Source organism: Actinophytocola sp. (genome assembly GCF_035762905.1).
Lineage (GTDB): Bacteria > Actinomycetota > Actinomycetes > Mycobacteriales > Pseudonocardiaceae > DASYTH01.
Map to the genome: position 1 here is coordinate 1 of NZ_DASUCC010000097.1, position 21,161 is coordinate 21,161.

At 72.0% G+C, this 21,161-nt stretch carries 25 protein-coding genes; 13 read left to right on the forward strand and 12 right to left on the reverse strand.

Annotation, left to right across the window (positions count from 1 at the left end; all coding sequences use genetic code 11):
• Nucleotides 1-185: 185 nt before the first annotated feature.
• From purD to VFV67_RS20255, 3 genes are read right to left on the reverse strand one after another with little or no spacing between them, the layout of a single operon-like run.
• On the reverse strand, nucleotides 186-1,460 hold the full coding sequence (gene purD / locus VFV67_RS20245) for a phosphoribosylamine--glycine ligase (RefSeq protein ID WP_326472123.1): 1,275 nt from the start codon (nucleotides 1,458-1,460) through the stop codon (nucleotides 186-188).
• Nucleotides 1,461-1,488: 28 nt separating this feature from the next.
• Complete coding sequence (locus VFV67_RS20250; protein ID WP_326472124.1) at nucleotides 1,489-2,484, reverse strand: TAXI family TRAP transporter solute-binding subunit; 996 nt, start codon at nucleotides 2,482-2,484, stop codon at nucleotides 1,489-1,491.
• Nucleotides 2,471-4,582 (reverse strand): TRAP transporter fused permease subunit, encoded by a 2,112-nt coding sequence (locus VFV67_RS20255; protein WP_326472125.1) that lies wholly within the window; start codon nucleotides 4,580-4,582, stop codon nucleotides 2,471-2,473. The genes VFV67_RS20250 and VFV67_RS20255 overlap by 14 nt, the downstream gene beginning before the upstream one ends.
• A 95-nt stretch (nucleotides 4,583-4,677) precedes the next feature.
• Here VFV67_RS20255 and VFV67_RS20260 point away from each other — a divergent pair, with 95 nt between their 5' ends.
• Entirely contained in the window at nucleotides 4,678-5,787 is a 1,110-nt protein-coding gene (locus VFV67_RS20260; protein WP_326472127.1) for a glycerophosphodiester phosphodiesterase, read from the forward strand.
• Nucleotides 5,788-5,903: 116 nt separating this feature from the next.
• On the opposite strand, the gene VFV67_RS20265 is transcribed toward VFV67_RS20260, so the two are convergent.
• Complete coding sequence (locus VFV67_RS20265; protein WP_326472128.1) at nucleotides 5,904-6,548, reverse strand: class I SAM-dependent methyltransferase; 645 nt, start codon at nucleotides 6,546-6,548, stop codon at nucleotides 5,904-5,906.
• Nucleotides 6,545-7,834: an adenylosuccinate synthase gene (locus VFV67_RS20270; protein ID WP_326472129.1), complete on the reverse strand. Its 1,290-nt coding sequence runs from the start codon at nucleotides 7,832-7,834 to the stop codon at nucleotides 6,545-6,547. The genes VFV67_RS20265 and VFV67_RS20270 overlap by 4 nt, the downstream gene beginning before the upstream one ends.
• 71 nt (nucleotides 7,835-7,905) lie before the next feature.
• On the opposite strand from VFV67_RS20270, the gene VFV67_RS20275 reads away from it, so the two are divergent.
• The 3 genes from VFV67_RS20275 to VFV67_RS20285 all read left to right on the forward strand — a co-directional run bounded on the left by VFV67_RS20275 (nucleotide 7,906) and on the right by VFV67_RS20285 (nucleotide 10,129).
• Nucleotides 7,906-8,526, forward strand: coding sequence for a hypothetical protein (locus VFV67_RS20275; RefSeq protein ID WP_326472131.1), 621 nt, complete (start codon nucleotides 7,906-7,908; stop codon nucleotides 8,524-8,526).
• 45 nt (nucleotides 8,527-8,571) lie between these two features.
• The gene (locus tag VFV67_RS20280; protein WP_326472132.1) at nucleotides 8,572-9,417 is read left to right on the forward strand and encodes a hypothetical protein; all 846 of its coding nucleotides are present in this window, start codon (nucleotides 8,572-8,574) and stop codon (nucleotides 9,415-9,417) included.
• Nucleotides 9,418-9,502: 85 nt separating this feature from the next.
• A complete protein-coding gene (locus VFV67_RS20285; RefSeq protein ID WP_326472133.1) occupies nucleotides 9,503-10,129 on the forward strand; it encodes an HNH endonuclease family protein in 627 nt (208 codons plus the stop codon).
• Here the strand turns inward: VFV67_RS20285 and VFV67_RS20290 are convergent.
• Both VFV67_RS20290 and fbaA read right to left on the reverse strand, forming a co-directional pair.
• Nucleotides 10,116-10,523: a DUF3151 domain-containing protein gene (locus VFV67_RS20290; RefSeq protein ID WP_326472135.1), complete on the reverse strand. Its 408-nt coding sequence runs from the start codon at nucleotides 10,521-10,523 to the stop codon at nucleotides 10,116-10,118. The genes VFV67_RS20285 and VFV67_RS20290 overlap by 14 nt on opposite strands.
• Entirely contained in the window at nucleotides 10,523-11,557 is a 1,035-nt protein-coding gene (gene fbaA / locus VFV67_RS20295) for a class II fructose-bisphosphate aldolase (RefSeq protein WP_326472138.1), read from the reverse strand. The genes VFV67_RS20290 and fbaA overlap by 1 nt, the downstream gene beginning before the upstream one ends.
• A gap of 103 nt (nucleotides 11,558-11,660) precedes the next feature.
• Between fbaA and VFV67_RS20300 the strand changes: the two genes are divergently transcribed.
• Complete coding sequence (locus VFV67_RS20300) at nucleotides 11,661-11,945, forward strand: DUF427 domain-containing protein (RefSeq protein WP_326472140.1); 285 nt, start codon at nucleotides 11,661-11,663, stop codon at nucleotides 11,943-11,945.
• On the opposite strand, the gene VFV67_RS20305 is transcribed toward VFV67_RS20300, so the two are convergent.
• Nucleotides 11,935-12,780: an LLM class F420-dependent oxidoreductase gene (locus tag VFV67_RS20305; protein ID WP_326472142.1), complete on the reverse strand. Its 846-nt coding sequence runs from the start codon at nucleotides 12,778-12,780 to the stop codon at nucleotides 11,935-11,937. The genes VFV67_RS20300 and VFV67_RS20305 overlap by 11 nt on opposite strands.
• A gap of 86 nt (nucleotides 12,781-12,866) precedes the next feature.
• Between VFV67_RS20305 and VFV67_RS20310 the strand changes: the two genes are divergently transcribed.
• The gene (locus tag VFV67_RS20310; RefSeq protein WP_326472144.1) at nucleotides 12,867-13,781 is read left to right on the forward strand and encodes a short-chain dehydrogenase/reductase; all 915 of its coding nucleotides are present in this window, start codon (nucleotides 12,867-12,869) and stop codon (nucleotides 13,779-13,781) included.
• 4 nt (nucleotides 13,782-13,785) lie between these two features.
• Entirely contained in the window at nucleotides 13,786-14,256 is a 471-nt protein-coding gene (locus tag VFV67_RS20315; protein WP_326472146.1) for a pyridoxamine 5'-phosphate oxidase family protein, read from the forward strand.
• Here VFV67_RS20315 and VFV67_RS20320 read toward each other — a convergent pair.
• Nucleotides 14,250-14,540, reverse strand: a complete 291-nt coding sequence (locus VFV67_RS20320) for a YciI family protein (protein ID WP_326472147.1) — start codon at nucleotides 14,538-14,540, stop codon at nucleotides 14,250-14,252. The two genes, VFV67_RS20315 and VFV67_RS20320, sit on opposite strands and share 7 nt — an antisense overlap.
• A 35-nt stretch (nucleotides 14,541-14,575) precedes the next feature.
• On the opposite strand from VFV67_RS20320, the gene VFV67_RS20325 reads away from it, so the two are divergent.
• The 4 genes from VFV67_RS20325 to VFV67_RS20340 are packed head-to-tail and all read left to right on the forward strand — an operon-like array spanning nucleotide 14,576 to nucleotide 17,361.
• Nucleotides 14,576-15,175, forward strand: a complete 600-nt coding sequence (locus tag VFV67_RS20325; RefSeq protein WP_326472149.1) for a SigE family RNA polymerase sigma factor — start codon at nucleotides 14,576-14,578, stop codon at nucleotides 15,173-15,175.
• 60 nt (nucleotides 15,176-15,235) lie between these two features.
• Nucleotides 15,236-16,378 (forward strand): N-acetylglucosamine-6-phosphate deacetylase, encoded by a 1,143-nt coding sequence (gene nagA, locus VFV67_RS20330; protein ID WP_326472150.1) that lies wholly within the window; start codon nucleotides 15,236-15,238, stop codon nucleotides 16,376-16,378.
• Nucleotides 16,379-16,414: 36 nt separating this feature from the next.
• Nucleotides 16,415-16,687 carry a hypothetical protein gene (locus VFV67_RS20335; RefSeq protein WP_326472152.1) on the forward strand — a complete coding sequence of 91 codons (273 nt, stop codon included), beginning with the start codon at nucleotides 16,415-16,417 and terminating at the stop codon, nucleotides 16,685-16,687.
• Nucleotides 16,688-16,704: 17 nt separating this feature from the next.
• Nucleotides 16,705-17,361 carry a DedA family protein gene (locus VFV67_RS20340; protein WP_326472154.1) on the forward strand — a complete coding sequence of 219 codons (657 nt, stop codon included), beginning with the start codon at nucleotides 16,705-16,707 and terminating at the stop codon, nucleotides 17,359-17,361.
• Here the strand turns inward: VFV67_RS20340 and VFV67_RS20345 are convergent.
• The 3 genes from VFV67_RS20345 to VFV67_RS20355 form a co-directional block, all read right to left on the reverse strand.
• A complete protein-coding gene (locus tag VFV67_RS20345; RefSeq protein WP_326472156.1) occupies nucleotides 17,358-17,642 on the reverse strand; it encodes a type II toxin-antitoxin system VapC family toxin in 285 nt (94 codons plus the stop codon). The genes VFV67_RS20340 and VFV67_RS20345 overlap by 4 nt on opposite strands.
• Before the next feature lie 92 nt (nucleotides 17,643-17,734).
• The gene (locus VFV67_RS20350; RefSeq protein ID WP_326472158.1) at nucleotides 17,735-17,989 is read right to left on the reverse strand and encodes a type II toxin-antitoxin system CcdA family antitoxin; all 255 of its coding nucleotides are present in this window, start codon (nucleotides 17,987-17,989) and stop codon (nucleotides 17,735-17,737) included.
• Nucleotides 17,990-18,005: 16 nt separating this feature from the next.
• On the reverse strand, nucleotides 18,006-19,394 hold the full coding sequence (locus VFV67_RS20355) for an FAD-binding oxidoreductase (RefSeq protein WP_326472160.1): 1,389 nt from the start codon (nucleotides 19,392-19,394) through the stop codon (nucleotides 18,006-18,008).
• 133 nt (nucleotides 19,395-19,527) lie between these two features.
• On the opposite strand from VFV67_RS20355, the gene VFV67_RS20360 reads away from it, so the two are divergent.
• Nucleotides 19,528-20,454, forward strand: a complete 927-nt coding sequence (locus VFV67_RS20360; protein WP_326472444.1) for an alpha/beta hydrolase — start codon at nucleotides 19,528-19,530, stop codon at nucleotides 20,452-20,454.
• A gap of 28 nt (nucleotides 20,455-20,482) precedes the next feature.
• Nucleotides 20,483-21,151 (forward strand): DedA family protein, encoded by a 669-nt coding sequence (locus VFV67_RS20365; RefSeq protein ID WP_326472445.1) that lies wholly within the window; start codon nucleotides 20,483-20,485, stop codon nucleotides 21,149-21,151.
• Nucleotides 21,152-21,161 lie beyond the last annotated feature (10 nt).

The following is a 21,161-nucleotide window of genomic DNA, read 5'->3' on the forward strand; positions in this document are numbered from 1 at the left end:
GCCTGGGTCTTGATGATCTTGGCGGCGGCGAGGACGTTGTCTTTGGTGACGGTGAAGGTGCCGGAGGTGAGGGCGCTGTTGTAGGTGTCGAGGTCGGCGAAGGCCTGGGTGAGGCCGCGGCCGATTGGTCCGAGAAGGTCCATCCCCTGCACGCTCCCTGTGACCGTACGCTCTCGCTTCGCAGGCTACCCCACTTGGACGGGGGATCTGGGGGGTTCGGTTCCCCGGGCGGCGTGCAGGGCGATGTCGGTGCGGTGGTGGGAACCGGGCAGGTGCACGGCGGCCACCTTGTCGTAGGCGGCGGTGCGGGCCGCATCGAGGGTGGCGGCGGTGCCGACGGCGCAGAGCACCCGGCCGCCGGAGGAGACGATGGCGCCGTCTTCGCGGCGGCGGGTGCCGGCGTGCAGGATGCCGTCCAGCTCGGCGCCGGTGATCACGTCGCCGGAGCGCGGGCGGCCGGGATAGCCGTCGGCGGCGATCACGACGGTGACCGCGTAGCCGTCGGACCAGTCCAGCGGCGGTTGGGCGGCAAGGGTGCCGGTGGCGGTGGCGTGCAGCAGGCGGGCAAGGGGGGTGCGGAGCAGGGGGAGCACGACCTGGGTTTCCGGGTCGCCGAACCGGCAGTTGAACTCGATGACCTGGGGGCCGCTGGAGGTGAGCGCGAGGCCGGCGTAGAGCAGGCCGGAGTAGGGCGTGCCGCGGGCGGCGAGTTCGGCCACCACCGGACCGACGATCCGGTCGACCACGTCCGCGACCAGGTCGGGGGCGGCCCACGGCAGCGGGGCGTACGCGCCCATGCCGCCGGTGTTCGGACCGGTGTCGTCGTCGCCGACCCGCTTGAAGTCCTGGGCCGGCAGCAGCGGCACCACGGTGGTGCCGTCCACCAGACAGAACAGCGACGCCTCCGGACCGTCCAGAAAGGACTCGAGCAGGACCGGGTGGCCGGCGTCGAGCAGGGTCATGGCGTGCGCCCGGGCGGCGGCCGGGTCGGCGGTGACCACGACGCCCTTGCCGGCGGCCAGACCGTCGTCCTTGACCACCCAGGTCGGGCCGTACCGGGCGAGCGCGGCGTCCAGCCGGGCCGGGTTGTCCACCACCTCGGCCTTCGCGGTGGGCACCCCGGCCGCGGCCATGACGTCCTTGGCGAACGCCTTGGAGCCCTCGATCCGGGCCGCCTCGACCGACGGCCCGAAGCAGGCGATTCCGCGCGCCCGCACGGCATCGGCGGCACCGGCGACCAGCGGCACCTCGGGCCCGATCACCACAAGCTCTGCCCGCCACTGCACGGCCAGGTCCGCCACCGACGGCGGCGCCGTCACGTCGACGCCGTAGGACTCCGCCAGCGCGGCGGTGCCGGCGTTACCCGGCGCGCACGCCAGCGCGGTCACCTCTGGGTCGTGCGCCAGTGCGAGCAGCAACGCATGCTCGCGGGCGCCGGACCCGATCACGAGGACACGCACGGTGACGAGCCTAGATGTTCGCCCCTGGTCAGCCGCCGAGGGCCTGCCGCGCGCCGGGGTGCAGTGGCACCGGGTCGGTCTTCGGCGCGGTGTCGCGCGAGAGTTCCTTGGCCGACGGGTGCACCTTCTCCAGGTCGGCCTGCTTGTCGAAGATCAGCTTGGTGATCGCGCACGCGTTGCCGGCGGTGAAGTCCTCGCGCACCAGCAGCATGTTGGGCACCACGATGGTGGGCGCGTCGCCGGGCAGCTGGTAGGTGGCGGCCGGGATGCCGCCCCGGTCGTACACCGGGTTGATCTTCTTCAGCGCGTCCAACTGGCCGGTGATGTCGATGAACTTCACCTGGTCCCGCAGGGACGTGGTGAGGTCGGTGATCTCCGGGGTGGGCAGGCCGCCGGACCAGACCAGCCCGTCGAGCTGACCGGACTTCATGCCGTCCACGGTGGGCCGCAGCGCCAGCCGCTGCGCCTGCACGTCCTTGGCCGGGTCGAGGCCGGCGGACTGGAGCAGCCGGTTGGCGATCACCTCGGTGCCCGAGTTGGCCGAGCCGGTGGAGATCTTCTTGCCGCGCAGGTCGGCGAGGCTGTTGATCCCGCTGCTCGTCCGCACCACCACGTGCGTGTAGTTGGAGTAGATCCGGGCCAGCGCCGCGACCTTCTGCTTGCCCTCGAAGCTGCCGGTGCCGTTCACCGCGTCGGCCGCGGTGTCGGCGAGCGCGAAGGCCACGTCGTAGTCGCCGGCCACCAACTGCTTGATGTTCTGCACCGAAGCGCCGGTTTCCGCCGCGGTGGCGCGCAGCTTGGTGTTGGCGCTGATCAGCTGCGCCAGCCCGCCGCCGAGGGTGTAGTAGACGCCGCCGGTGTTGCCGGTGGCGATGGTGATCCGGCCGTCCGCGGCCTCGCAGGCGACCTGCTCGCCGGACCCGGCGGCGTCGGACGGCGCGTCGGTGCGCTTCCCACCACATCCGGTGCCGATCAGGCCGATCGCCAACAACCCGGCCAGGACTGACAACTTACGCGTTCGCACGGTCGGCCTCCTTGCCCTCATCCGCTTCCTCGGCTTCTACCGGGTTCCTTCGGCCGAGCACGTGCACGACGACGGCGGCGGCCAGGCACGCCACGCCGATGCCGACGGACACCGGTTGCAGGTACAGCAACAGCGCCGCGGCCGGCAGGCAGAGCAGCCGCTCGGGCAGCCGCGCCGGGCCGAGCAGCCAGCCGCCGGTCAGCCCGGCAAGCGCCGCAACGCCCAGCGCCGAGGCCGCGGTCACCCACAGCACCTGGAGCGCGGTGCCGTTCAGCAGCAGGGCCGCGCCGTTGTCGGTGAGCACGAACGCGATCGGCACCAGGAACGCCGGCAGCGTGTACTTCCAGGTCTGCCACATGGTCGCGGTGACCGAGCCACCGGTGATCGCGGCCGCGGCCACGGCGGCCAGCGCGGTCGGCGGGGTCACCTCGGAGAGCACCGCGTAGTAGAAGATGAACATCGCGGCTTCCGGCCGGTCCACGCCGAGGTCGATCAGCGCCGGTCCGATCACCACCCAGGCGATGATGAACGACGCGGTCACCGGGACGGCGAGGCCGAGCACGCTCACCGCGACCGCGGCGAACAGCACGGTCAGGATCAGCACCACGGTGGCGTTCGGCGACAGCAGCCGGGCGAACTCGACCAGCGCCTCGGCCAGCACCTGGCCGAGCCCGGTCTTGGTGATCACCGACGTGATCACCCCGGCGGCCGCGCACACGGCGACGACCGGCAGCGCCCCGCGGATGCCCTCGGCCAGCGCGCCGGCGAGCGCCGCCAGCCAGCGCCGCAGGACCCGGACCCACAGCGGCCGGCCGTCCGGATCCTCGGCCCGGACCGCGAACACCGTCGCGCCGAGCGCGAACAGCGCGGCCACCCCGGTGGCGTAGACCACGGCGGTGAACGGCGGGATGTCCAGCGCCAGGAACACCACGATGACGGCCAGCGAGGCGAAGTGGTGCACGCCGCGGCGCAGCACCCGCCACACCCCGGGCACGTCCACGGCCACCTCGCGGGCGCCGAACCGGCGCGCGTCGATCTCCACCGCCAGCACGATGCCCAGGTAGTACAGGACGGTCGGGATGATCGCCCAGACCATCACGGTCAGGTACGAGGTCTCCAGGTACTCGGCGATGATGAACGCCGCGGCACCGAGCGTCGGCGGCGAGAGGATGGCGCCGATGCCGGACGCGGCGAGCAACCCGCCGGCATTCTCCTTGGGGTAGCCGGCTCTGCGCAGCACCGGCCAGGTCACCGCGCCGAGCGTGACGGTGGTCGCGGTGCCGGAGCCGGACACGGTGCCGAGCAGGAACCCGGACGTGGCCGCGGTCCGGCCGGGCGCGGTGCGGGAGCCGCGGAACAGCGCGAAGCTGAAGTCCACGAAGAACTTCCCGGCGCCGGAGGAGTTGAGCACCGCGCCGTAGATGGTGAACAGCACGATGTAGCTGGCCGCCACCCCGGTCGGGATGCCGTAGAAACCGCTCTGGTCGTTGAACAGTCCGTTCACGATCTGGCTGAAGTCCACGCCGGCGTGCGCGACGCCCCAGTTCTGCGGCAGGTAGCCGCCGTAGTAGGCGTAGCCGAGGAACAGCAGGCAGACGATCGGCAGCACCAGCCCGGTGGTGCGCCTGGTCGCCTCCAGGATCAGCAGGAGCAGCACGGTTCCGGCCAGAATGTCCCATGTGGACAGTTGGCCGCCACGGTCGAGGAACGCGTCGTAGCCGCCCGCGAAACCGCCGGACCCGAACGGCAGCACCGGATACAGGCCGGTCAGCAGGGACAGCGCGGCCAGCGTGAGGTCCAGCGCGCCGGGATCGTCGGCGGCGTCCGGGTCACGGCGGCGCGCGGTCCGCCGGTAGCTCAGGAACACCAGCGGCAGGGTGAGCGCGACGAAGATCATCAACCAGAACTGCACGCCCTGGGCGAACGGGAAGAACACCTGCCAGAGCACCAGCAGCGCGATGCCGATCGCGCAGACCTGGACGAACCGGTCCCACCAGGGGCCCAGCCGGCGGGCCGGACGCTCCTCGTCGTGCGCGCCGACGGTCTCGACCGGCGCCGGGCGCTTGTCGAGTTCGCCGGTCGGTGGTTCCTGGATCATCAACTGGCAACCTACCCGTGGTGGGTGTTCGAAAGAATTTTTCCGCCGTACCGTCAATCGGCGTTTATCGCACCGTGACCTCTTGGGAGACGACCATGCGCACGAAGATCCCGCGGCTGGCTGTGATCTCGACCCTGACCCTGGCGCTGGCCGGCGGCGCGTCGGCGGTGGTCGCCGAGCCCGCCGCACCGGCCGGCGGGGACGGCCGCAACGAGGCGCGGCCGCTGGTCCTCGGCCACCGCGGGGCTTCGGGCTACCGGCCGGAGCACACCCTGGCCGCCTACGAACTCGCGGCGCGGATGGGCGCCGACTACATCGAGCCGGACCTGGTGATCACGAAGGACGGCGTGCTGGTCGCCCGGCACGAGCCGGAGATCGGCGGCACCACCGACGTGGCCGACCGCCCGGAGTTCGCCGCCCGGCGCAGCACCAAGTCGCTCGACGGCGTGCCCACCACCGGCTGGTTCACCGAGGACTTCACGCTGGCCGAGCTGAAGACGTTACGGGCAAAGGAACGCATCCCGCAGTTGCGCCAGGAGAACACCATCTGGGACGGCCGGGAGCGGGTGCCCACCCTGCAGGAGGTGATCGACCTGTCCCGGCGCATGTCCCGCGAGTTGGGCCGGGAGATCGGCATCTACCCGGAGACCAAGCACCCCACCTACTTCCGCAAGCAGGGTCTCGCGCTGGAGCCGCGGCTGGTGGCCACGCTCAACCGCAACGGGCTGAACCGGGGCAATGCCAAGGTGTTCGTGCAGTCCTTCGAGGTGTCCAACCTCAGGGCGCTGGACCGGGAGCTGCGGGTGCCGCTGATCCAGCTCACCTCATCGGTCGGCGCCCCGTTCGACTTCGTCGACACCGGCGACCCGCGCACCTACGCCGACCTGGTCACCCCGGCCGGGTTGCGGGAGATCGCCCGCTACGCCGACGGCGTCGGTCCGGAGAAGGTCCAGGTGATCCCCCGGGACGCGGCCGGAAACCTGACCACGCCGACTCCGCTGGTGCGCGACGCGCACGCGGCGGGACTCGAGGTGCACCCGTACACGTTCCGCGCGGAGAACAACTTCCTGCCCACCAACCTGCGCAGCTCGGCCGACCCGACCGCGTACGGCAACCTGTTCGCCGAACTGGACGCGCACTTCGCCGCCGGCATCGACGGGTTCTTCACCGACAACACCGACATCGGAGTAGCCGCCCGCAGCTAGGGCCTGTCCCTTGGATCTTGTGTGAAAGTCCGCACCCGGCCAACAGTTACCTCAGGGGCACCGTGACGGCACCCAGCCACAATCAATCCGCCAACCGCACCACCGGCTGGAACGCATCAACAGCAGTTGATCCCCGGAGAGGCGGAACAGTAGAGCCGTGGGGTGGGGAACTCCTCTGGGTTGGGGTCGCGGCGGTGCTGCTCGAGGACCGCGAAGCCGGCGGCCTCGAGCAGCCCGGCCAGCTCCGGCAACTCCACCAGGGTGGCTCGGGTGGACACCGCGCGGCCGAACCAGTCGTCCACGCCGACCTCGCCGGTGCCGCCGTGCATGGCGATCAGCAGCTCGCCGCCGGGTGCCAGCACCCGGTGGAACTCGGCGAACACGGCCGGCAGCTCCGGCCGGCGAATGTGGATCACCGAGTAGAACGCGACCAACCCGGCCTGGCTGGCATCCGCGACCGGCAGCGCCCGCAGGTCGGCGACCGCGAAGCCGATGTCGGGATGGCTGGCCGCGGCCAGCGCGACGCCCTTCGGGGAGAGGTCCACGCCGTGGATCGCGACGCCGCGGTCGGCCAGGTAGCGGGCGATGTGCCCGGCCGGCCCGCAGCCGACGTCGAGCACCGGGCCGCGGACCCGCTCCGCGAAGGCGTCCAGCAGGCCCCGGTCGAACGGCTTGCCGGCCAGCTCGCCGGCGAACCGCTCGGCGTAGTCGGCGGCCACCGCGTCGTAGGTGCGCGCGAGGTCCGGCCAGGCTTCCGTCACGGCGTGAGGTCGTGCCGGACGATCGTCTGGTCGCGGCGCGGGCCGACGCCGATCGCGGAGATCCGGCAGCCGGCCAGCTCCTCGAGACGCTCCACGTAGGCGCGCGCGTTGGCCGGGAGGTCGTCGAACGTGCGGCACTCGGAGAGGTCCTCCCACCAGCCGGGCAGCTCCTCGTAGACCGGGTGGGCGTGGTGCACGTCGGTCTGGGTCATCGGCATGTCGTCCACCCGCCGGCCGTCGATCTCGTAGGCCACGCAGACCGGAACCCGGTCCAGTCCGGACAGCACGTCGAGCTTGGTCAGGAAGTAGTCGGTGATGCCGTTGACCCGGGCGGCGTACCGGGCGATCACCGCGTCGAACCAGCCGGTGCGCCGGGCCCGGCCGGTGGTCACGCCGACCTCGCCGCCGGTCTTGCGCAGCCGCTCGCCCATCTCGTCGTGCAGCTCGGTCGGGAACGGGCCGGAGCCGACCCGGGTGGTGTACGCCTTGAGGATGCCGATCACCGTGTCGATCCGGGTCGGCCCGATGCCCGAGCCGGCCGACGCGCCGCCCGCGGTCGGGTTGGACGAGGTGACGAACGGGTAGGTGCCGTGATCGACGTCCAGCAGGGTGCCCTGCGACCCCTCGAGCAGCACCACCTCGCCGCGCTCGAGCGCCTGGTTGAGCAGCAGCCGGGTGTCGGCGATGCGGTGCGCGAACTTCTCGCCGTGGGCCAGCACCGAGTCGGCCACCTGCACCGGGTCCAGAGCCTTGCGGTTGTACACCTTGACCAGGATCTGGTTCTTGAAGTCCAGCGCGGCCTCGACCTTCTGCCGCAGGATCTTCTCGTCCAGCAGGTCCTGCACCCGGACCCCGACCCTGGCCACCTTGTCCTGGTACGCCGGCCCGATGCCCCGGCCGGTGGTGCCGATCTTGGACTTGCCCAGGTAGCGCTCGGTGACCTTATCGATGGCCACGTGGTAGGGCATGATCAGGTGCGCGTCGGCGGAGATCAGCAGCCGGCCGGTGTCCACGCCGCGCCCCTCCAGCCCGGTCAGCTCGGCGAGCAGCACACCCGGGTCGACCACCACGCCGTTGCCGATCACGTTGGTGACGTTCGGGGTGATGATCCCGGACGGGATGAGGTGCAGGGCGAAGTCCTGGCCGTTGGGGAGCACCACCGTGTGCCCGGCGTTGTTGCCGCCCTGGTACCGCACGACCCACTGGACCCGCTCCCCGAGCAGATCGGTCGCCTTGCCCTTCCCCTCGTCGCCCCACTGGGCTCCGATGAGCACGATTGCCGGCATGTGAGACTCCCAGGGTGGCTCAGCCGTTCAGGTGAAAACGCCGGTAATCGAGCGTAGTGCAGGAGGTGGCGGTGGACGCACTGGTGTTGGCCTGCGGCCCGGTGCCGAGCCGGCCGGGGTGGGTCGCCGTCCCGGAGCGGCCCGGCCGGGCCGACCTCGACCCGCTGCTGGCCGCCGGGCCAGACCGGGTCGTGGTGGCCGGCACGGACGCCGACCTGGCCGCCGTGGTGCTCCGGCTGCTCCGGGCCGAGCGGCTCGACCTGCCGGTCGGCTACGTTCCGGCGGTCCGCTCGGTGGCGGCGTCGGTGTGGCGGCTGCCGGCCGACGCCCTCGGCTTCGCCCTTGCCGGCCCGCCGGCGCGGCTGCCGCTCATCCGGGACGACTCCGGCGGCGTGCTGGTCGGCCTCGGCCGGATCGGGCCGGTGGACGGCGAGGCCTACTGCGACGACCAACTGGCGCTGCGCGGCCGGGCGGCCCGGATCGAGGCGCGGCCGGACCCGGCCGGCGGGGTGTGCGGCCGGGTGGTGCCCGGCGGGCTGCGCCGGGCCCGGGAGTTCCGGGGTCGGGCACTGCAGGTCGGCTGCCATCCGGCCGCCGTGGTGTCCGACGGCGTGCCGCACGACCGGCCGGTGCGCCGGTTCACCTGGTACCGGCACACCGAGGACCTGCGCGCAATCGCGTTGCCGGGCTGAGCAACCGGGCGTGACGCGGCCGCCCGGCTCGGCCGTACTAGGCACATGAAAATCCCTCTCGTTATCGCCGCGCTCGTGCTGAGCGGCACCGGCGTGCTGGTCGCCACCCCGGTGCGGGCCGCCCAGACCGACACGATCACCGCCGACCGGGCCACGGTCCGCGAGGTGCCCGGCCGGCTGGTGCTGGCCAACGCCACCGCGGGCGACCAGGCCGAGGTGACCGCCTACTGCGGCGGCTGGGTGCGGGTCCGGCTGAACCCGCGGCACGCCATGGCCACCCCGGTCGGCTGGGTCATGCGGGGCCACCTGCGCCGGGCCAGCCAGCCGGGCGGGCTGGACGGGGTCCGCGAGGCGTGCGGCACCGACCTGGACCGGTGGCGGGACTGGGTGGGCGCGATCAACGCGCCGTTCCACTCGCTGCGCCAGGTGGACGGCCGCTGGCGGCGGGTGGTGTTCGGCACCGGGGTCACCCTGGCCGCCACCGCGGACTGCGTGCTGTCGCTGAACTACACCCGCCACGCCGACGGGCCGGACCAGGTCGACCCGGCGCAGCGGGTGTCCGGGCTGGACCTGAACCGGGTCGCCTACCGGTACGTGACCAAGGACGGCTCGGTGGCGCTGGTCAGCGCGCCGCGGCCGGGCGGCAGCTACGGGGTGTGGGGGTTCGTGCCGGCCGGCTGCGTGCAGCCCAAGGGGGACCGGTCCACGGTGTACTTCGACGAGCCGATGATCCAGCTGCGGGACATCGGCGGTCTGCGCCCCGGGGTCGGCTACTCGTCGGCGACGGTCCGGGAGCGGGGTTGCTCGGCGGCGGTGCGCAGTCCCGGGCAGCCGCGGTTCGGGTACTGGCCGAACCCGAACCCGGAGAACCGGCCGCTCTGCCCGGTCTGAGTGTTAACCGGGGATTGTTGACCCCGTTCACCTGCGTGCGACAGATTCGGTGACGTTCCGACGTGACCCTGCACACGGAGGTGCCATGTTTTCCCTGCGAAATCTGTGCGCCCTTTTCACGGCGTTACTCGCGGTGCTCGTGTTCGCCGCCCCGGCGAACGCGACACCGCCCGGCATTCCCAGCACCACCACCGCCCGTTCCGAGCTGGCCGAGCTGCGGGTGGCCGCGGACGGGTCCAGCTCCGGCTACTCGCGGGATCTGTTCCCGCACTGGAGCACGGTCTCCGGCAGCTGCAACACCCGGGAAACCGTGCTGCGCCGGGACGGCACCAGCGTGGTGACCGACTCGTCCTGCGCGTCGGTGTCCGGGCGCTGGTTCAGCCCGTACGACGGCGCCACCTGGACCGCGGCGTCCGATGTGGACATCGACCACATCGTGCCGCTGGCCAACGCCTGGCGCACCGGCGCCTCGAGATGGACCACCGCCCAGCGCCAGCAGTTCGCCAACGACCTGTCCGGCCCGCAGCTGATCGCGGTGACCGACAACGTCAACCAGTCCAAGAGCGACCAGACCCCGGCGACCTGGAAGCCGCCGCGCACCACGTACTGGTGCACCTACGCGAAGATGTGGGTGCACACCAAGTTCCGGTGGACGCTGACGGTCAACACGGCGGAGAAGGCGGCGCTGACCGACATGCTCAACCGCTGCTGATCGCCTTCGCGGCGGCCGGGTCGGAGTCGTCGAGGAACCGGGCACAGCGCTCGTACTCCTCGGTCTCGCCGATCGCCTGCGCGGCGCTGGCCAGTGCGGCCAGCGCCCGCAGGAAGCCCTGGTTGGGGCGGTGTGACCAGGGGACCGGGCCGTGACCCTTCCAGCCGGCCCGGCGCAGCTGGTCCAAGCCGCGGTGGTAGCCGGTGCGGGCGTAGGCGTAGCCGGCCACCGGGTCGCCGGCGGACAACGAACGCTCGGCCAGTGCCGCCCAGCCCTCGCTGAAGTCCGGCCAGGAGCTCACCACCTCGACCGGGTCGGCGCCGGAGTCCAGCGCGGCCTGCGGCTCGGGACGGTCGGGCAGCCGGGTGGGTTCCGGCCCAAGGAGGTTGGTCATCAGCCGGCCAGCATCCGGCCGGCGGAGCGCAGGTCGTCGCAGGCCTGGGTGACCCGGACGGCCATCGCCTGCTCGGCGGCCTTGAGGTAGCTGCGCGGGTCGTAGGTCTTCTTGTTGCCGACCTCGCCGTCGATCTTGAGCACCCCGTCGTAGTTCTTCAGCATGTGGTCGGCGACCGGGCGGGTGTAGGCGTACTGGGTGTCGGTGTCGATGTTCATCTTCACCACGCCGTAGGACAGCGCCTCGTGGATCTCCTCGAGCAGCGAGCCGGACCCGCCGTGGAACACCAGCTCGAACGGCTTGGACCCGGGGGCGAGGCCGAGCTTCTGCGCGGCCACCTCCTGCCCGCGCTTGAGCACCTCCGGGCGCAGCTTGACGTTGCCCGGCTTGTAGACGCCGTGCACGTTGCCGAACGTCGCGGCCAGCAGGTACCGGCCCTTGTCGCCGGAACCGAGCGCGTCGATCGTCTTGAGGTAGTCGTCCTCGCTGGTGTAGAGCTTCTCGTTGATCTCGGCGATGACGCCGTCCTCCTCGCCGCCGACCACGCCGATCTCCACCTCGAGGATGATCTTCGCCTTGGCCGTCTCGTCGAGCAGCTCGGCGGCGATCTTGAGGTTCTCGTCGAGCGGAACCGCGGAGCCGTCCCACATGTGCGACTGGAACAGCGGGTTCGCCCCGGCCGCCACCCGCTCCTGACTGATCCGGACCAGCGGCCGGACGAAGCCGTCCAGCTTGTCCTTCGGGCAGTGGTCGGTGTGCAGCGCGATGTTCACCGGGTACTTCGCGGCGACCACGTGGGCGTACTCGGCGAGCGCGGTGGCGCCGGTGACCATGTCCTTGATCTTGGTGCCGGACGCGAACTCCGCGCCGCCGGTGGACACCTGGACGATGCCGTCGCTCTCGGCCTCGGCGAACCCGCGCAGCGCGGCGTTGAGGGTCTCCGACGAGGTCACGTTGATGGCCGGATAAGCGAACTCGTTCGCCTTGGCCCGGTCCAGCATCTCGGCGTAGACCTCGGGTGTGGCGATAGGCATGGGAAACGTCCTCCTCGAAGCCGGCACGGCGCTCTTACCGTCGGTCAGATCCTATTCGCCGGCCGGAGCGAGGAACTCACGCCGCCAGGAGGATATTGGGTACATGGCAACCGCACGCTGGAATGGCGAGATCATCGCCGAGAGCGACCAGACCACCGTGGTCGAAGGCAACCACTACTTCCCCATTTCGTCGGTGCGCAAGGAGTACCTGCGCCCCTCCGAAACGCACACCACCTGCCCGTGGAAGGGCGAGGCCAGCTACTACACGCTGGACGTCGGCGGTCAGCGCAACGAGGACGCCGCCTGGTACTACCCGGAGCCCAAGAAGGAGGCCGCGCAGATCCGGGACCACGTCGCGTTCTGGCGCGGGGTCGAGGTCAGCGCCTGAGATCGAGCAGCGCGGGAGCCAGCCGGCCAAGCGCCGCGAGCCGGTCGGCTCCCGCGTTGAGCACCTGGATCGCGACATGGTCGGCACCGGCCCGCAGGTGTTCGGCCACCCGGTCCCGCACGGCCCGCTCGTCGCCCCAGGCGACCAGGTCGTCCACCAGCCGGTCGCTGCCGGCACCGGCCAGGTCGCCGTCGGCGTAGCCGAGCCGGCGCAGGTTCCTGGTGTAGTCGGGCAGCGCAAGGTACGGCCGCACGGCGCACCGGGCCACCGCCCGGGCCCGGTCCGGATCGGTCTCCAGCAGCACCTTCTGCTCGGGCGCGAGCAGCGCACCGGGGCCGAGGATCTCCCGGGCCCGGCGGGTGTGCTCGGGCGGGACCAGGTACGGGTGGGCGCCTGCGGCGCGCCCGGCGGACAGGGCGAGCATCCGCGGGCCGAGCGCGGCCAGCACCCGCTGACCGGCCGGCACGCCCCGCTCGTCGAACCCATCGAGAAACTCGGTCAGCCGCTGGTACGGGCCGGCGCCGGCCGCCTCCCGGTGCCCGGCGCCGATGCCGAGCACGAACCGGCCGGGATGGTTGCCGTCCACCCGGTGGAAGGCATGCGCCAGTTCCGCCGTTCCGGTGTCCCAGAGGTTGACGATCCCGGTCGCGACCGGGATCCGCGCCGAGCCGGCGAGCAGCGCCTCGGCCAGCCCGAGATCCCCGGACGGGGAGCCGCCGAGCCAGAACGCGCCGTAGCCGAGCCGGTCCAGCTCGGCGACCGCCTCGGTGAGATCGATTCCCTGCCAGCGTTGCGGCGCGGCCCAGACGCCGACCGCCCCGATGTCGACTGCCATACCGCATGCCTACCCGGATCGGCCGGCCCGGTCCACTTTCTGACTCGCAGTAGCTTACTGCCGGTAGGTTTCGGTACGGTGCCCGCATGGGTGCACGCGGACGATCGGTCAAGGGCAAGGTCGTGCTGATCACCGGAGCGGCCAGGGGCATCGGCGCCGGGGTGGCGAAGGACCTGGCCGCGCGCGGCGCGAAGGTGGCGCTGGTCGGCCTGGAACCGGAGGAGCTGGCCGCGGTCGCGGCGGCGTGCGGGCCGGACGCCGGTGCCTGGCCGGCGGACGTGACCAGTTGGCCGGACCTGGAGCGGGCGGTCGCCGGGGTGGTCGAGCGGTACGGCGGGATCGACGTGGTGATCGCCAACGCCGGCATCGCGGCCACCGGCTTCACCCGGTCCATCGACCCGGCCGCGTTCGAGCGGGTGATCGAGGTGGACCTGCTCGGCGTCTGGCGCACGGTCCGGGTCACCCTGCCGCACCTGATCGAGCGCCGTGGCTACGCGCTGCTGGTCTCCTCGCTCGCGGCGATCGTGCACATCCCCGGCAACGCGGCGTACAGCGCGGCCAAGGCCGGGGTCGAGGCGTTCGCCAACAGCCTGCGGGCCGAGGTCCGCCACCTCGGCGTGGACGTCGGCGTGGTGCACCCGACCTGGATCGCCACCGACATGGTCAACAGCGCGTCCGAGCATCCGGTGTTCGGGCCGCTGCGCGCGTCCAGTCCGGGCCTGTCCGGCAAGACCTACCCGCCGTCGGTGGCGGTGAAGCTGATCGTGGCCGGCGTCGCGCGGCGGGCCCGCGCGGTGCACGTGCCCGGCTGGGTCGGCGTGGTCAAGCTGTTCCGCGCGCTGCTGCCGCGGATCGTCGAGCGGCAGGCCCGCGCGATCGTGCCGGGAGCGGACGCCGCCGCGCTGGCGGACATCGAGAACCGGGGCGCGGCGGAGGCGAGCATGGTCGGGCCGGGCGGGCGGGCCGCGGCGGACAGCGCGAACACGCGGACGGCGGGGTAGCGGCATGGCATCGCGGCGCGACGAGATCCGGATGACACCCGAGGAGATCTCGGGACTGCTGGCGGACGAGCTGACCGCGCAGGTCGCCACCATCGGACCGAACGGCCGGCCGCACCTGGTGCCGGTGTTCTACGTGCCGCGCGGCGCGGGCCTGGCCACCTGGACCTATACCAAGTCGCAGAAGGTGGCCAACCTGCGCCGGCTGCCGCAGGCCACCGTGCTGGTGGAGACCGGAACGGTCTACGCGGAGCTGCGCGGGGTGTCCATGGAGTGCGACGTGGAGATCAGCACCGACCTGGAGGAGATCACCGCGATCGGACAGGAGCTGACCGTGCGGATGCTGGCCGGCGCCGACGACGTGGCCACCTCGGCCAGCCAGTTCATCCGGGCGCAGGCGGCCAAGCGGGTTGGCCTCGTGTTCACCCCGACGAAGGTGGTCAGCTGGGACCACCTCAAGCTCGGCGGCGGCTACTGAGGCGGCGCGGCCCAGGGCCCCAGCGTGATCGTCCACTCGCGCACCACCCGGCCGTCCGAGACCTCCTCTGTGGTGTACGGATCCCCGGCCAGCAGCAGGTTCAGCTCGTCGATGTCGGCCACCCGGTACACCGCGAACCCGGACTCGCCGTCCACGAACGGTCCGCCGGCGAGCACCTTGCCCTGCGCCGCCAGATCGTCCAGGTAGGCCCGGTGCCGCGGCCGGACCGCCTGCAGCCGGTCCCGGTCGGCCGTGTAACGGGTCTCCACCGTGAAGTCGGGCATAGGGGCAACCCCTTTCCGCCAGGTAGGGTCCTCACGTGCCAGGGGATGGTATAGACCGCATCGAGGGAACCGCCGAACGCAGCGTCGAGCGCACGCTGTCCCGGCTGCATGCGATCGACACGCGCAGCGTGCCGCCGCCCGCGCCGGAGGCTCCGCTGACGCTGGAGGACCTGTACCGCACGCATCGGATGCGGCTGATCCGGCTGGCCCTGCTGCTGGTGGACGAGCCGGCCACGGCCGAGGACGTGGTGCAGGAGGCGTTCACCGGCCTGCACCGCAACTGGGGGAACCTGCGCGACGCCGCCGCCGCGGTCGGCTACCTGCGCACCGCCGTGGTCAACGGGTCGCGCAGCGTGCTGCGCCGGCGCAAGACCGCGCGCGAGTACACCCCGCCGCACGCGGTGAACGCCCGGTCGGCGGAGAGCCTGGCGATGCTCACCGCCGAGCACCAGTCGGTCGTCCGGGCGCTGTCGCACCTGCCGCCGCGCCAGCGGGAGGTGTTGGTGCTGCGGTACTACGGCAACCTCACCGAGTCCGAGATCGCCGAGGCGGCCGGGATCTCGAAGGGCACGGTCAAGTCCACCGCCTCGCGGGCGCTCGAGGCATTGCAGAAGATCATGAACCCGCCGCACTGAATCGCACTATGGTATAGACCAATGAGTCGTTTGGTCGGTGCCATGGAGAGTGGGTGCGGCATGCGAGGGCAGCTGATCGCCGGGGGACGGGTGGTCACCCCTGACGGAGTGCTCGACCCGGGATGGGTCCTGGTGGAGCGCGGGTCGATCGGCGCGGTCGGCACCGGCCCGTCGCCGGCCGGGGCCACCGAGGTGGTCGACGCCGGCGGCGCCTGGGTGGTGCCCGGGTTCGTCGACATCCACTGCCACGGCGGCGGCGGCGAGTCGTTCGCCGGGGCCGAGCCGGAGCGGGCGGCCCGGGCGGTCGCCGCGCACCGCCGGCACGGCACCACCACGCTGCTGGCCAGCCTGGTCTCCCGGCCGGTGCCGGAGCTTGCCCGGCAGATCGCCGCGCTGGCCGACCTGGTCGACGACGGGCTGCTCACCGGTATCCACCTGGAGGGCCCGTTCCTGTCCGTCGCGCGGTGCGGGGCGCACGACCCGGCCGTGCTGCGCCCGCCGGACGAGGACGCCGTGACCAGCCTGCTCACCGCCGGCCGCGGCGCGGTGCGCATGGTCACCATCGCGCCCGAGCTGGACGGCGCGCTGCCCGCGGTGAAGCAGCTGGTCAGCTCCGGCGTGCTGGCCGCGATCGGGCACACAGACGCCACCGAGGCCCAGGTGCGGCCGGCCATCGACGCCGGCGCGGCCGTGGCCACCCACCTGTTCAACGGGATGCGCCCGCTGCACCACCGCGAGCCCGGGCCGATCGGCACGCTGCTCGACGACGAGCGGGTGACCGTCGAGCTGATCTGCGACCTGGTGCACGTGCACCCCAGCGTGATCCGGATGGCCGCCCGGCACGCCGGCACCGGGCGGACCGTGCTGGTCACCGACGCGATCGCCGCGGCCGGGGTCGGCGACGGCGTCTACGACGTCGGCGGGTTGGCCGTGACCGTGGTGGACGGCGTGCCCACCCTGGCCGGCGGCGCGGCGCTGGCCGGCAGCACGCTGACCATGGACGCCGCGTTCCGCAACCTGGTCCGCGGCTGCGGCCTCGGCGTGCTCGAGGCGGTCGCCGCCACCGCCACCCGGCCGGCCGAGCTGCTCGGCCTGGCCAAGGTGACCGGCGCGCTCGTCCCCGGGCTCGCCGCCGACCTGGTGATCATGGATGCCAGCCTCCGGCCGACCGCGGTGCTGCGCCGGGGCGCCTGGGTGAGCTGACGCCGGTGCGCTACCCGGCCGGGTAGCGTGCGAACCGTGGCGGAGAAGGAGGAGCGGTTGATCGCCGAGGCGCTGCGCGCGCAGGCGGCGAGCACCCCGGAGCCGAGCCCGCCGGCCGAGCCGAGCCTGGCCGGGTACGGGCTGTACTCCGGCACCGACCTGCCCCGCACCGCGCCGGTCGAGCCGGCCAGCCCGACCCGCCGGTTACCGCCGCCCGACCGAGGCGTTCCGGTGCTCGCCATCCTGATCCTGGCCGCCGCGCTCGGCCTGGCCGCCGGGGCTGTGGTCGGTCTGCTGACGCTGCTCTAGCCCGCGCAGGTAACGTCATGCGTGTGCCCGTGAACACGATGTCGATCCTGCCGTCCTGGCTCGATCCCGAGGTCCTGCTGACCAGCCTCGGCCCGTTCCTGCTCCCCGGCCTGTGCCTGATCATCTTCGCCGAGTGCGGCCTGCTGATCGGCTTCTTCATGCCGGGTGACTCGTTGCTGTTCACCGCCGGCCTGTTCGTGGCCAAGGGCTACATCGACACGCCACTCTGGGTGGTGTGCGCGTTGCTGACCGTGTGCGCGTTCGTCGGCAACATGTGCGGGTACTGGATCGGCGCCAAGGCCGGCCCGGCACTGTTCAACAAGCCCGACTCCCGCCTGTTCAAGCAGGAGTACGTCGACAAGACCCACGAGTTCTTCGAGAGGTACGGCCCGCGCGCCATCGTCCTGGCCCGCTTCGTCCCCATCGTCCGCACGTTCATCACGGCCATCGCCGGCGTCGGCCGCATGGACCCGCGCAAGTACTTCATCTACTCCGCCATCGGCGGCGTCCTCTGGGCAACCGGCGTCACCGTGCTCGGCTACTACCTCGGCCGCATCCCCTTCGTCCACGAGAACATCGAGCTGATGCTCATCCTGATCGTGCTGATCTCGGTCCTCCCCATCGTCATCGAGGTCATCCGCGCCCGCCGCTCCCGCAAGGCCGAGGTCAGCTAGACCTTCGACACCCGCACCCGGGCGATCGTGTTCGCGGCCAGAGCCGACATGTCCTTCGGATCGCTGGTCAGGATGAGGCCGCCGCCGGCATGGTCGGCGGTCGCCGCCACAATGGCGTCGATTGCGGATACCCGCGCCTTGGCTGTGTGCCGAAGTGTTGCGGCATGCCGGGCGATGAGGTCCGTTACCGGCCGGACGACACACTTCCGAACCAAGCGGTTGACCAGGAAGTCCCGGCGGTGATCGCCGGTCAGCGACTCGACGAGCACGCCGGTCGACACCACTGGCGGCCACTCCCCCCAGGCCATGACCTGCCGGAGTTTCGCGATGTCACCGGCGAGTGCGGACAGGCCGCCGGAATCCAGGATAAGCGTCATGCGAGCTTGCGATCTTCCTTGTCTGAGCCGAAAACCCGCTGGGCCCACACTTCTGCCTCGGCGATCTGCTCATCGGTCGGCGGCCCGAGTTCGGCCTCGAGTTCTGCCATATAGGCCTCGAAAGCGGCGATCTTGGCGAGGCGATCCAGCTCAGTGAGGATCGCGTCGCGGGTGAGCTTGGAGATGTTCAGGCCGGCTTCTTTGGCCTGGCGGAGGATCTCGTCGGGGACCGTGATGTTCACGCGGGCCATGCGCATAGGATACGCATCACATGGCGAACATGGAGCCGGGGTTGAACAGGTTCGTCGGATCGAGTGCCTTCTTGATGGCGCGGTGGACGCGCAGGCCGATGGGGCCGATCTCGCGTTCGAGCCACTCGCGTTTGATCTTGCCGATGCCGTGTTCGCCGGTGACGGTGCCGCCGAGGCCGAGGCCGACCGCGAGGATGTCGTCGAAGGCCTGGTGGGCGCGGGCGAACTCGGACTCCGAGGTCGGGTCGTAGACGATCGTCGGGTGCATGTTGCCGTCGCCGGCGTGGCCGACCACGGCGATGCGCAGGCCGACCTCGGCGCTGATCCGTTCGCACCCCGAGATCAGCTCGGCGATCCGGGTCCTGGGGACGCACACGTCGTCGGTGAGCCAGGCGCCGTAGACCTCGAGGGCCATCAGCACGGCGCGGCGGGCCTTGAGCAGCATCTGGCCCTCGGCCAGGTCGTAGGTGGTGTGCACGAGCGACGCGCCCTCGTCGCCGCAGACCTGCTCGATCGCGGTCAGCTCGCGCCGGGCCGCCTCGCCGCCCGAGTCGGACTGGCAGATCAGCAGCGCCGCGCAGCCCTTGCCGGCGCCGAGCTCGGTCTTCAGGTACTCCTCGACCGCGGCGATCGACGAGGCGTCCATGATCTCCATCAGGGACGGCACGATGCCCTCCCGGACCACCCGGCTGACCGCCGCGCCGGCCGCGCTCACCGAGTCGAACGCGGCGAACATGGTGCCCGGGGCCTGCGGCAGCGGGCGCAGCGCCAGGGTGGCCTGGGTGATCACGCCCAGGGTGCCCTCGCTGCCGATGAACAGCTTGGTCAGGTCGTAGCCGGCCACCCCCTTGACCGTGCGCCGCCCGGTGCGCAGCAGTTCGCCGTCGGCCAGCACCACGTCCAGGCCGAGCACCGAGTCCGTGGTGACCCCGTACTTCACGCAGCACAGCCCGCCGGCGTTGGTGGACAGGTTGCCGCCGATCGTGCACCAGTCGTAGCTGGACGGGTCCGGCGGATAGAACAGCCCGTGCTTCTCCACCGCGTCGCGCAGGTCCAGGTTGACCACCCCCGGCTGCACCACGGCCAGCCGGTTGTCCGGGTCGACCTCGATGATCTCGTTCATCCGGGTCAGCACCAGGACCACGCAGCCGTCGATGGCGTTGGCCGCGCCGGACAGCCCGCTGCCGGCACCGCGCGGCACGATCGGCACACCGGCCGCGGCGCAGGCCCGGACCACCTCCTGCACCGCCCCGACCTCCGCCGGCAGCACCACGGCCAGCGGCGCTCCGTGCGGGGCCAGCGGCATCATGTCCCGCTGGTACGAGGCCGTGACATCGGGATCGACGAGCACGGCGTCGTCACCGACCGCCGCCCGTAACCTGGCCAGAAGATCATCGGCGCCCATCAGCAAACCGTAACTCTTCTCCAGCGATGTTCGAGTGCCCTCATACACATTTGCGACTGGGCGATATGACCTACAGTCTGCCCACCCCCGTCGAGGGAGGAACGGCGTCGGAAGGTGGTGCATCGTGCCGAGCATGCAGAGCCGGGCCCTGGCCCTCGTGCTGATGAACAGCATGCGCCGCGTCGGCGACCGCACCCGGCTGCACAACCCGGTGCACCGGCGCCTGGTCCGCGAGCTGTTCGACCTGGCCGGCCGCCGCCCGCTGGCGCGCGGCACCCGGGTGACGCCGGTCGCCGCGGCCGGAGTGCGCGGCCGGTGGATCGCCGCCCGCACGGCCGACGAGGACGCCGGGGCGATCCTCTACCTGCACGGCGGCGGGTTCGTGTTCGGCGGCCCGGCCGCCCACCGGCACCTGGTCGCCGAGCTGTCCGCGGCCAGCGGGTTGCCGGCGGCGCTGCTGGAGTACCGGCGGGCGCCGGAGCACCCGTTCCCGGCCGCGGCCGACGACGCGCTGGCCGGCTACCGGTGGCTGCTGGATGCGGGCTACCCGGCCGAGCGGATCGTGCTTGCCGGCGACTCGGCCGGCGGCCACCTGACGGCCGGCCTGCTGGCCGACCTGAACCGCAGGCGGCTGCCGATGCCGGCCGCGGCGGTGCTGCTGTCCCCGTTCCTGGACCTGACCGGCGCCGCCCTGGACGCGCGCGACGCCGCCCGGCGCGACCCGTTCGTGCCGCCGGAGCGGGCCCGGGAATGTGGGCTCGCCTATGCGGGTGGCCGCGCGTTCACCCATCGGCGGCTGGACGTGCTCAAAGGTGACAAGCGCCGCTGGCCGCCGGTGCTGATCCAGGTCGGCGACACCGAGTGCCTGCTCGGCGACTCCGAGCGGCTCGCCGAGGCGATCTGGGCCGCCGGCGGGCACTGCGACCTGCAGGTCTGGCCCGGCCAGGTGCACGTGTTCCCGGCCTTCTTCCCGCTCATCCCGGAGGGCCGGGACGCGCTCCGGCATGCCGGCCGGTTCCTGCGTGCCGCGGTCGGGGATCCGGTGGCGGCGACCGCTTGAACCCCGGGACCCGTACGCTACCGGCGTGATGGAACTCATGGTGGCCGAGGCAGGCGGGCTCAGTCCCGCGGTACTCGAGTCCGCCGGACCCTTCATGGTGTGGGCGATCGTGCTCGGGTTCGTGTTCACCGAGTGCGCGTTCATCATCGGGCTGTTCCTGCCCGGCGACTCGCTGCTGTTCGCCGCGGGGGTGGTGCTGGCCCAGAACGACCACGAGTTCCACGCCTGGGCGCTGTCCATCGTCGCCACGATCACCGCGATCGTCGGCAACATGGTCGGGTACTACATCGGACACAAGACCGGCCACGTGGTCGTGACCCGGCGCGGCGGCAAGGTGCTCAACGTCGCGAACCTGGCCAGGGCCCGGGAGTTCCTGGACCGCCGGGGGTTCTGGGCGATCGTGCTGGCCAGGTGGATCCCGTGGATCCGCACGTTCGCCCCGCTGATCGCCGGTGCGGCCCGGATGGACCCGCGCCGGTTCATGATGGCCACCTCGGTCGGCGCGGTCGCCTGGGTGCCGACGCTGGTCCTGGCCGGCTACTACGCTGCCGACCTGGTCTCCGACCTGCCCTGGCTGCAGGCGGCCGCGCTGTGGGGCAGCATCGCGTTCTTCGTGGTCGGCACCGTCTACGGGATCTACCGGTGGCGCCAGGAGATGCACCGCCCGGCCGAGACGGTGGGCGCCGCCCGGGAGTGACTGGTCCGCC

What these genes read in the sequence shown, in the direction of transcription:
- VFV67_RS20255 (WP_326472125.1), bottom strand. Translation starts at nt 4,582, where the DNA reads ATGATCCAGGAACCACCGACCGGCGAACTCGACAAGCGCCCGGCGCCG.
- VFV67_RS20280 (WP_326472132.1), top strand. Translation starts at nt 8,572, where the DNA reads ATGAAAATCCCTCTCGTTATCGCCGCGCTCGTGCTGAGCGGCACCGGC.
- VFV67_RS20360 (WP_326472444.1), top strand. Translation starts at nt 19,528, where the DNA reads ATGCAGAGCCGGGCCCTGGCCCTCGTGCTGATGAACAGCATGCGCCGC.
- VFV67_RS20290 (WP_326472135.1), bottom strand. Translation starts at nt 10,523, where the DNA reads ATGACCAACCTCCTTGGGCCGGAACCCACCCGGCTGCCCGACCGTCCC.
- VFV67_RS20305 (WP_326472142.1), bottom strand. Translation starts at nt 12,780, where the DNA reads ATGGCAGTCGACATCGGGGCGGTCGGCGTCTGGGCCGCGCCGCAACGC.
- VFV67_RS20340 (WP_326472154.1), top strand. Translation starts at nt 16,705, where the DNA reads ATGCGTGTGCCCGTGAACACGATGTCGATCCTGCCGTCCTGGCTCGAT.
- VFV67_RS20285 (WP_326472133.1), top strand. Translation starts at nt 9,503, where the DNA reads ATGTTTTCCCTGCGAAATCTGTGCGCCCTTTTCACGGCGTTACTCGCG.
- VFV67_RS20300 (WP_326472140.1), top strand. Translation starts at nt 11,661, where the DNA reads ATGGCAACCGCACGCTGGAATGGCGAGATCATCGCCGAGAGCGACCAG.
- nagA (WP_326472150.1), top strand. Translation starts at nt 15,236, where the DNA reads ATGCGAGGGCAGCTGATCGCCGGGGGACGGGTGGTCACCCCTGACGGA.
- VFV67_RS20260 (WP_326472127.1), top strand. Translation starts at nt 4,678, where the DNA reads ATGCGCACGAAGATCCCGCGGCTGGCTGTGATCTCGACCCTGACCCTG.
- VFV67_RS20350 (WP_326472158.1), bottom strand. Translation starts at nt 17,989, where the DNA reads ATGGCCCGCGTGAACATCACGGTCCCCGACGAGATCCTCCGCCAGGCC.
- VFV67_RS20270 (WP_326472129.1), bottom strand. Translation starts at nt 7,834, where the DNA reads ATGCCGGCAATCGTGCTCATCGGAGCCCAGTGGGGCGACGAGGGGAAG.
- fbaA (WP_326472138.1), bottom strand. Translation starts at nt 11,557, where the DNA reads ATGCCTATCGCCACACCCGAGGTCTACGCCGAGATGCTGGACCGGGCC.
- VFV67_RS20315 (WP_326472146.1), top strand. Translation starts at nt 13,786, where the DNA reads ATGGCATCGCGGCGCGACGAGATCCGGATGACACCCGAGGAGATCTCG.
- VFV67_RS20320 (WP_326472147.1), bottom strand. Translation starts at nt 14,540, where the DNA reads ATGCCCGACTTCACGGTGGAGACCCGTTACACGGCCGACCGGGACCGG.
- VFV67_RS20365 (WP_326472445.1), top strand. Translation starts at nt 20,483, where the DNA reads ATGGAACTCATGGTGGCCGAGGCAGGCGGGCTCAGTCCCGCGGTACTC.
- VFV67_RS20355 (WP_326472160.1), bottom strand. Translation starts at nt 19,394, where the DNA reads ATGGGCGCCGATGATCTTCTGGCCAGGTTACGGGCGGCGGTCGGTGAC.
- VFV67_RS20310 (WP_326472144.1), top strand. Translation starts at nt 12,867, where the DNA reads ATGGGTGCACGCGGACGATCGGTCAAGGGCAAGGTCGTGCTGATCACC.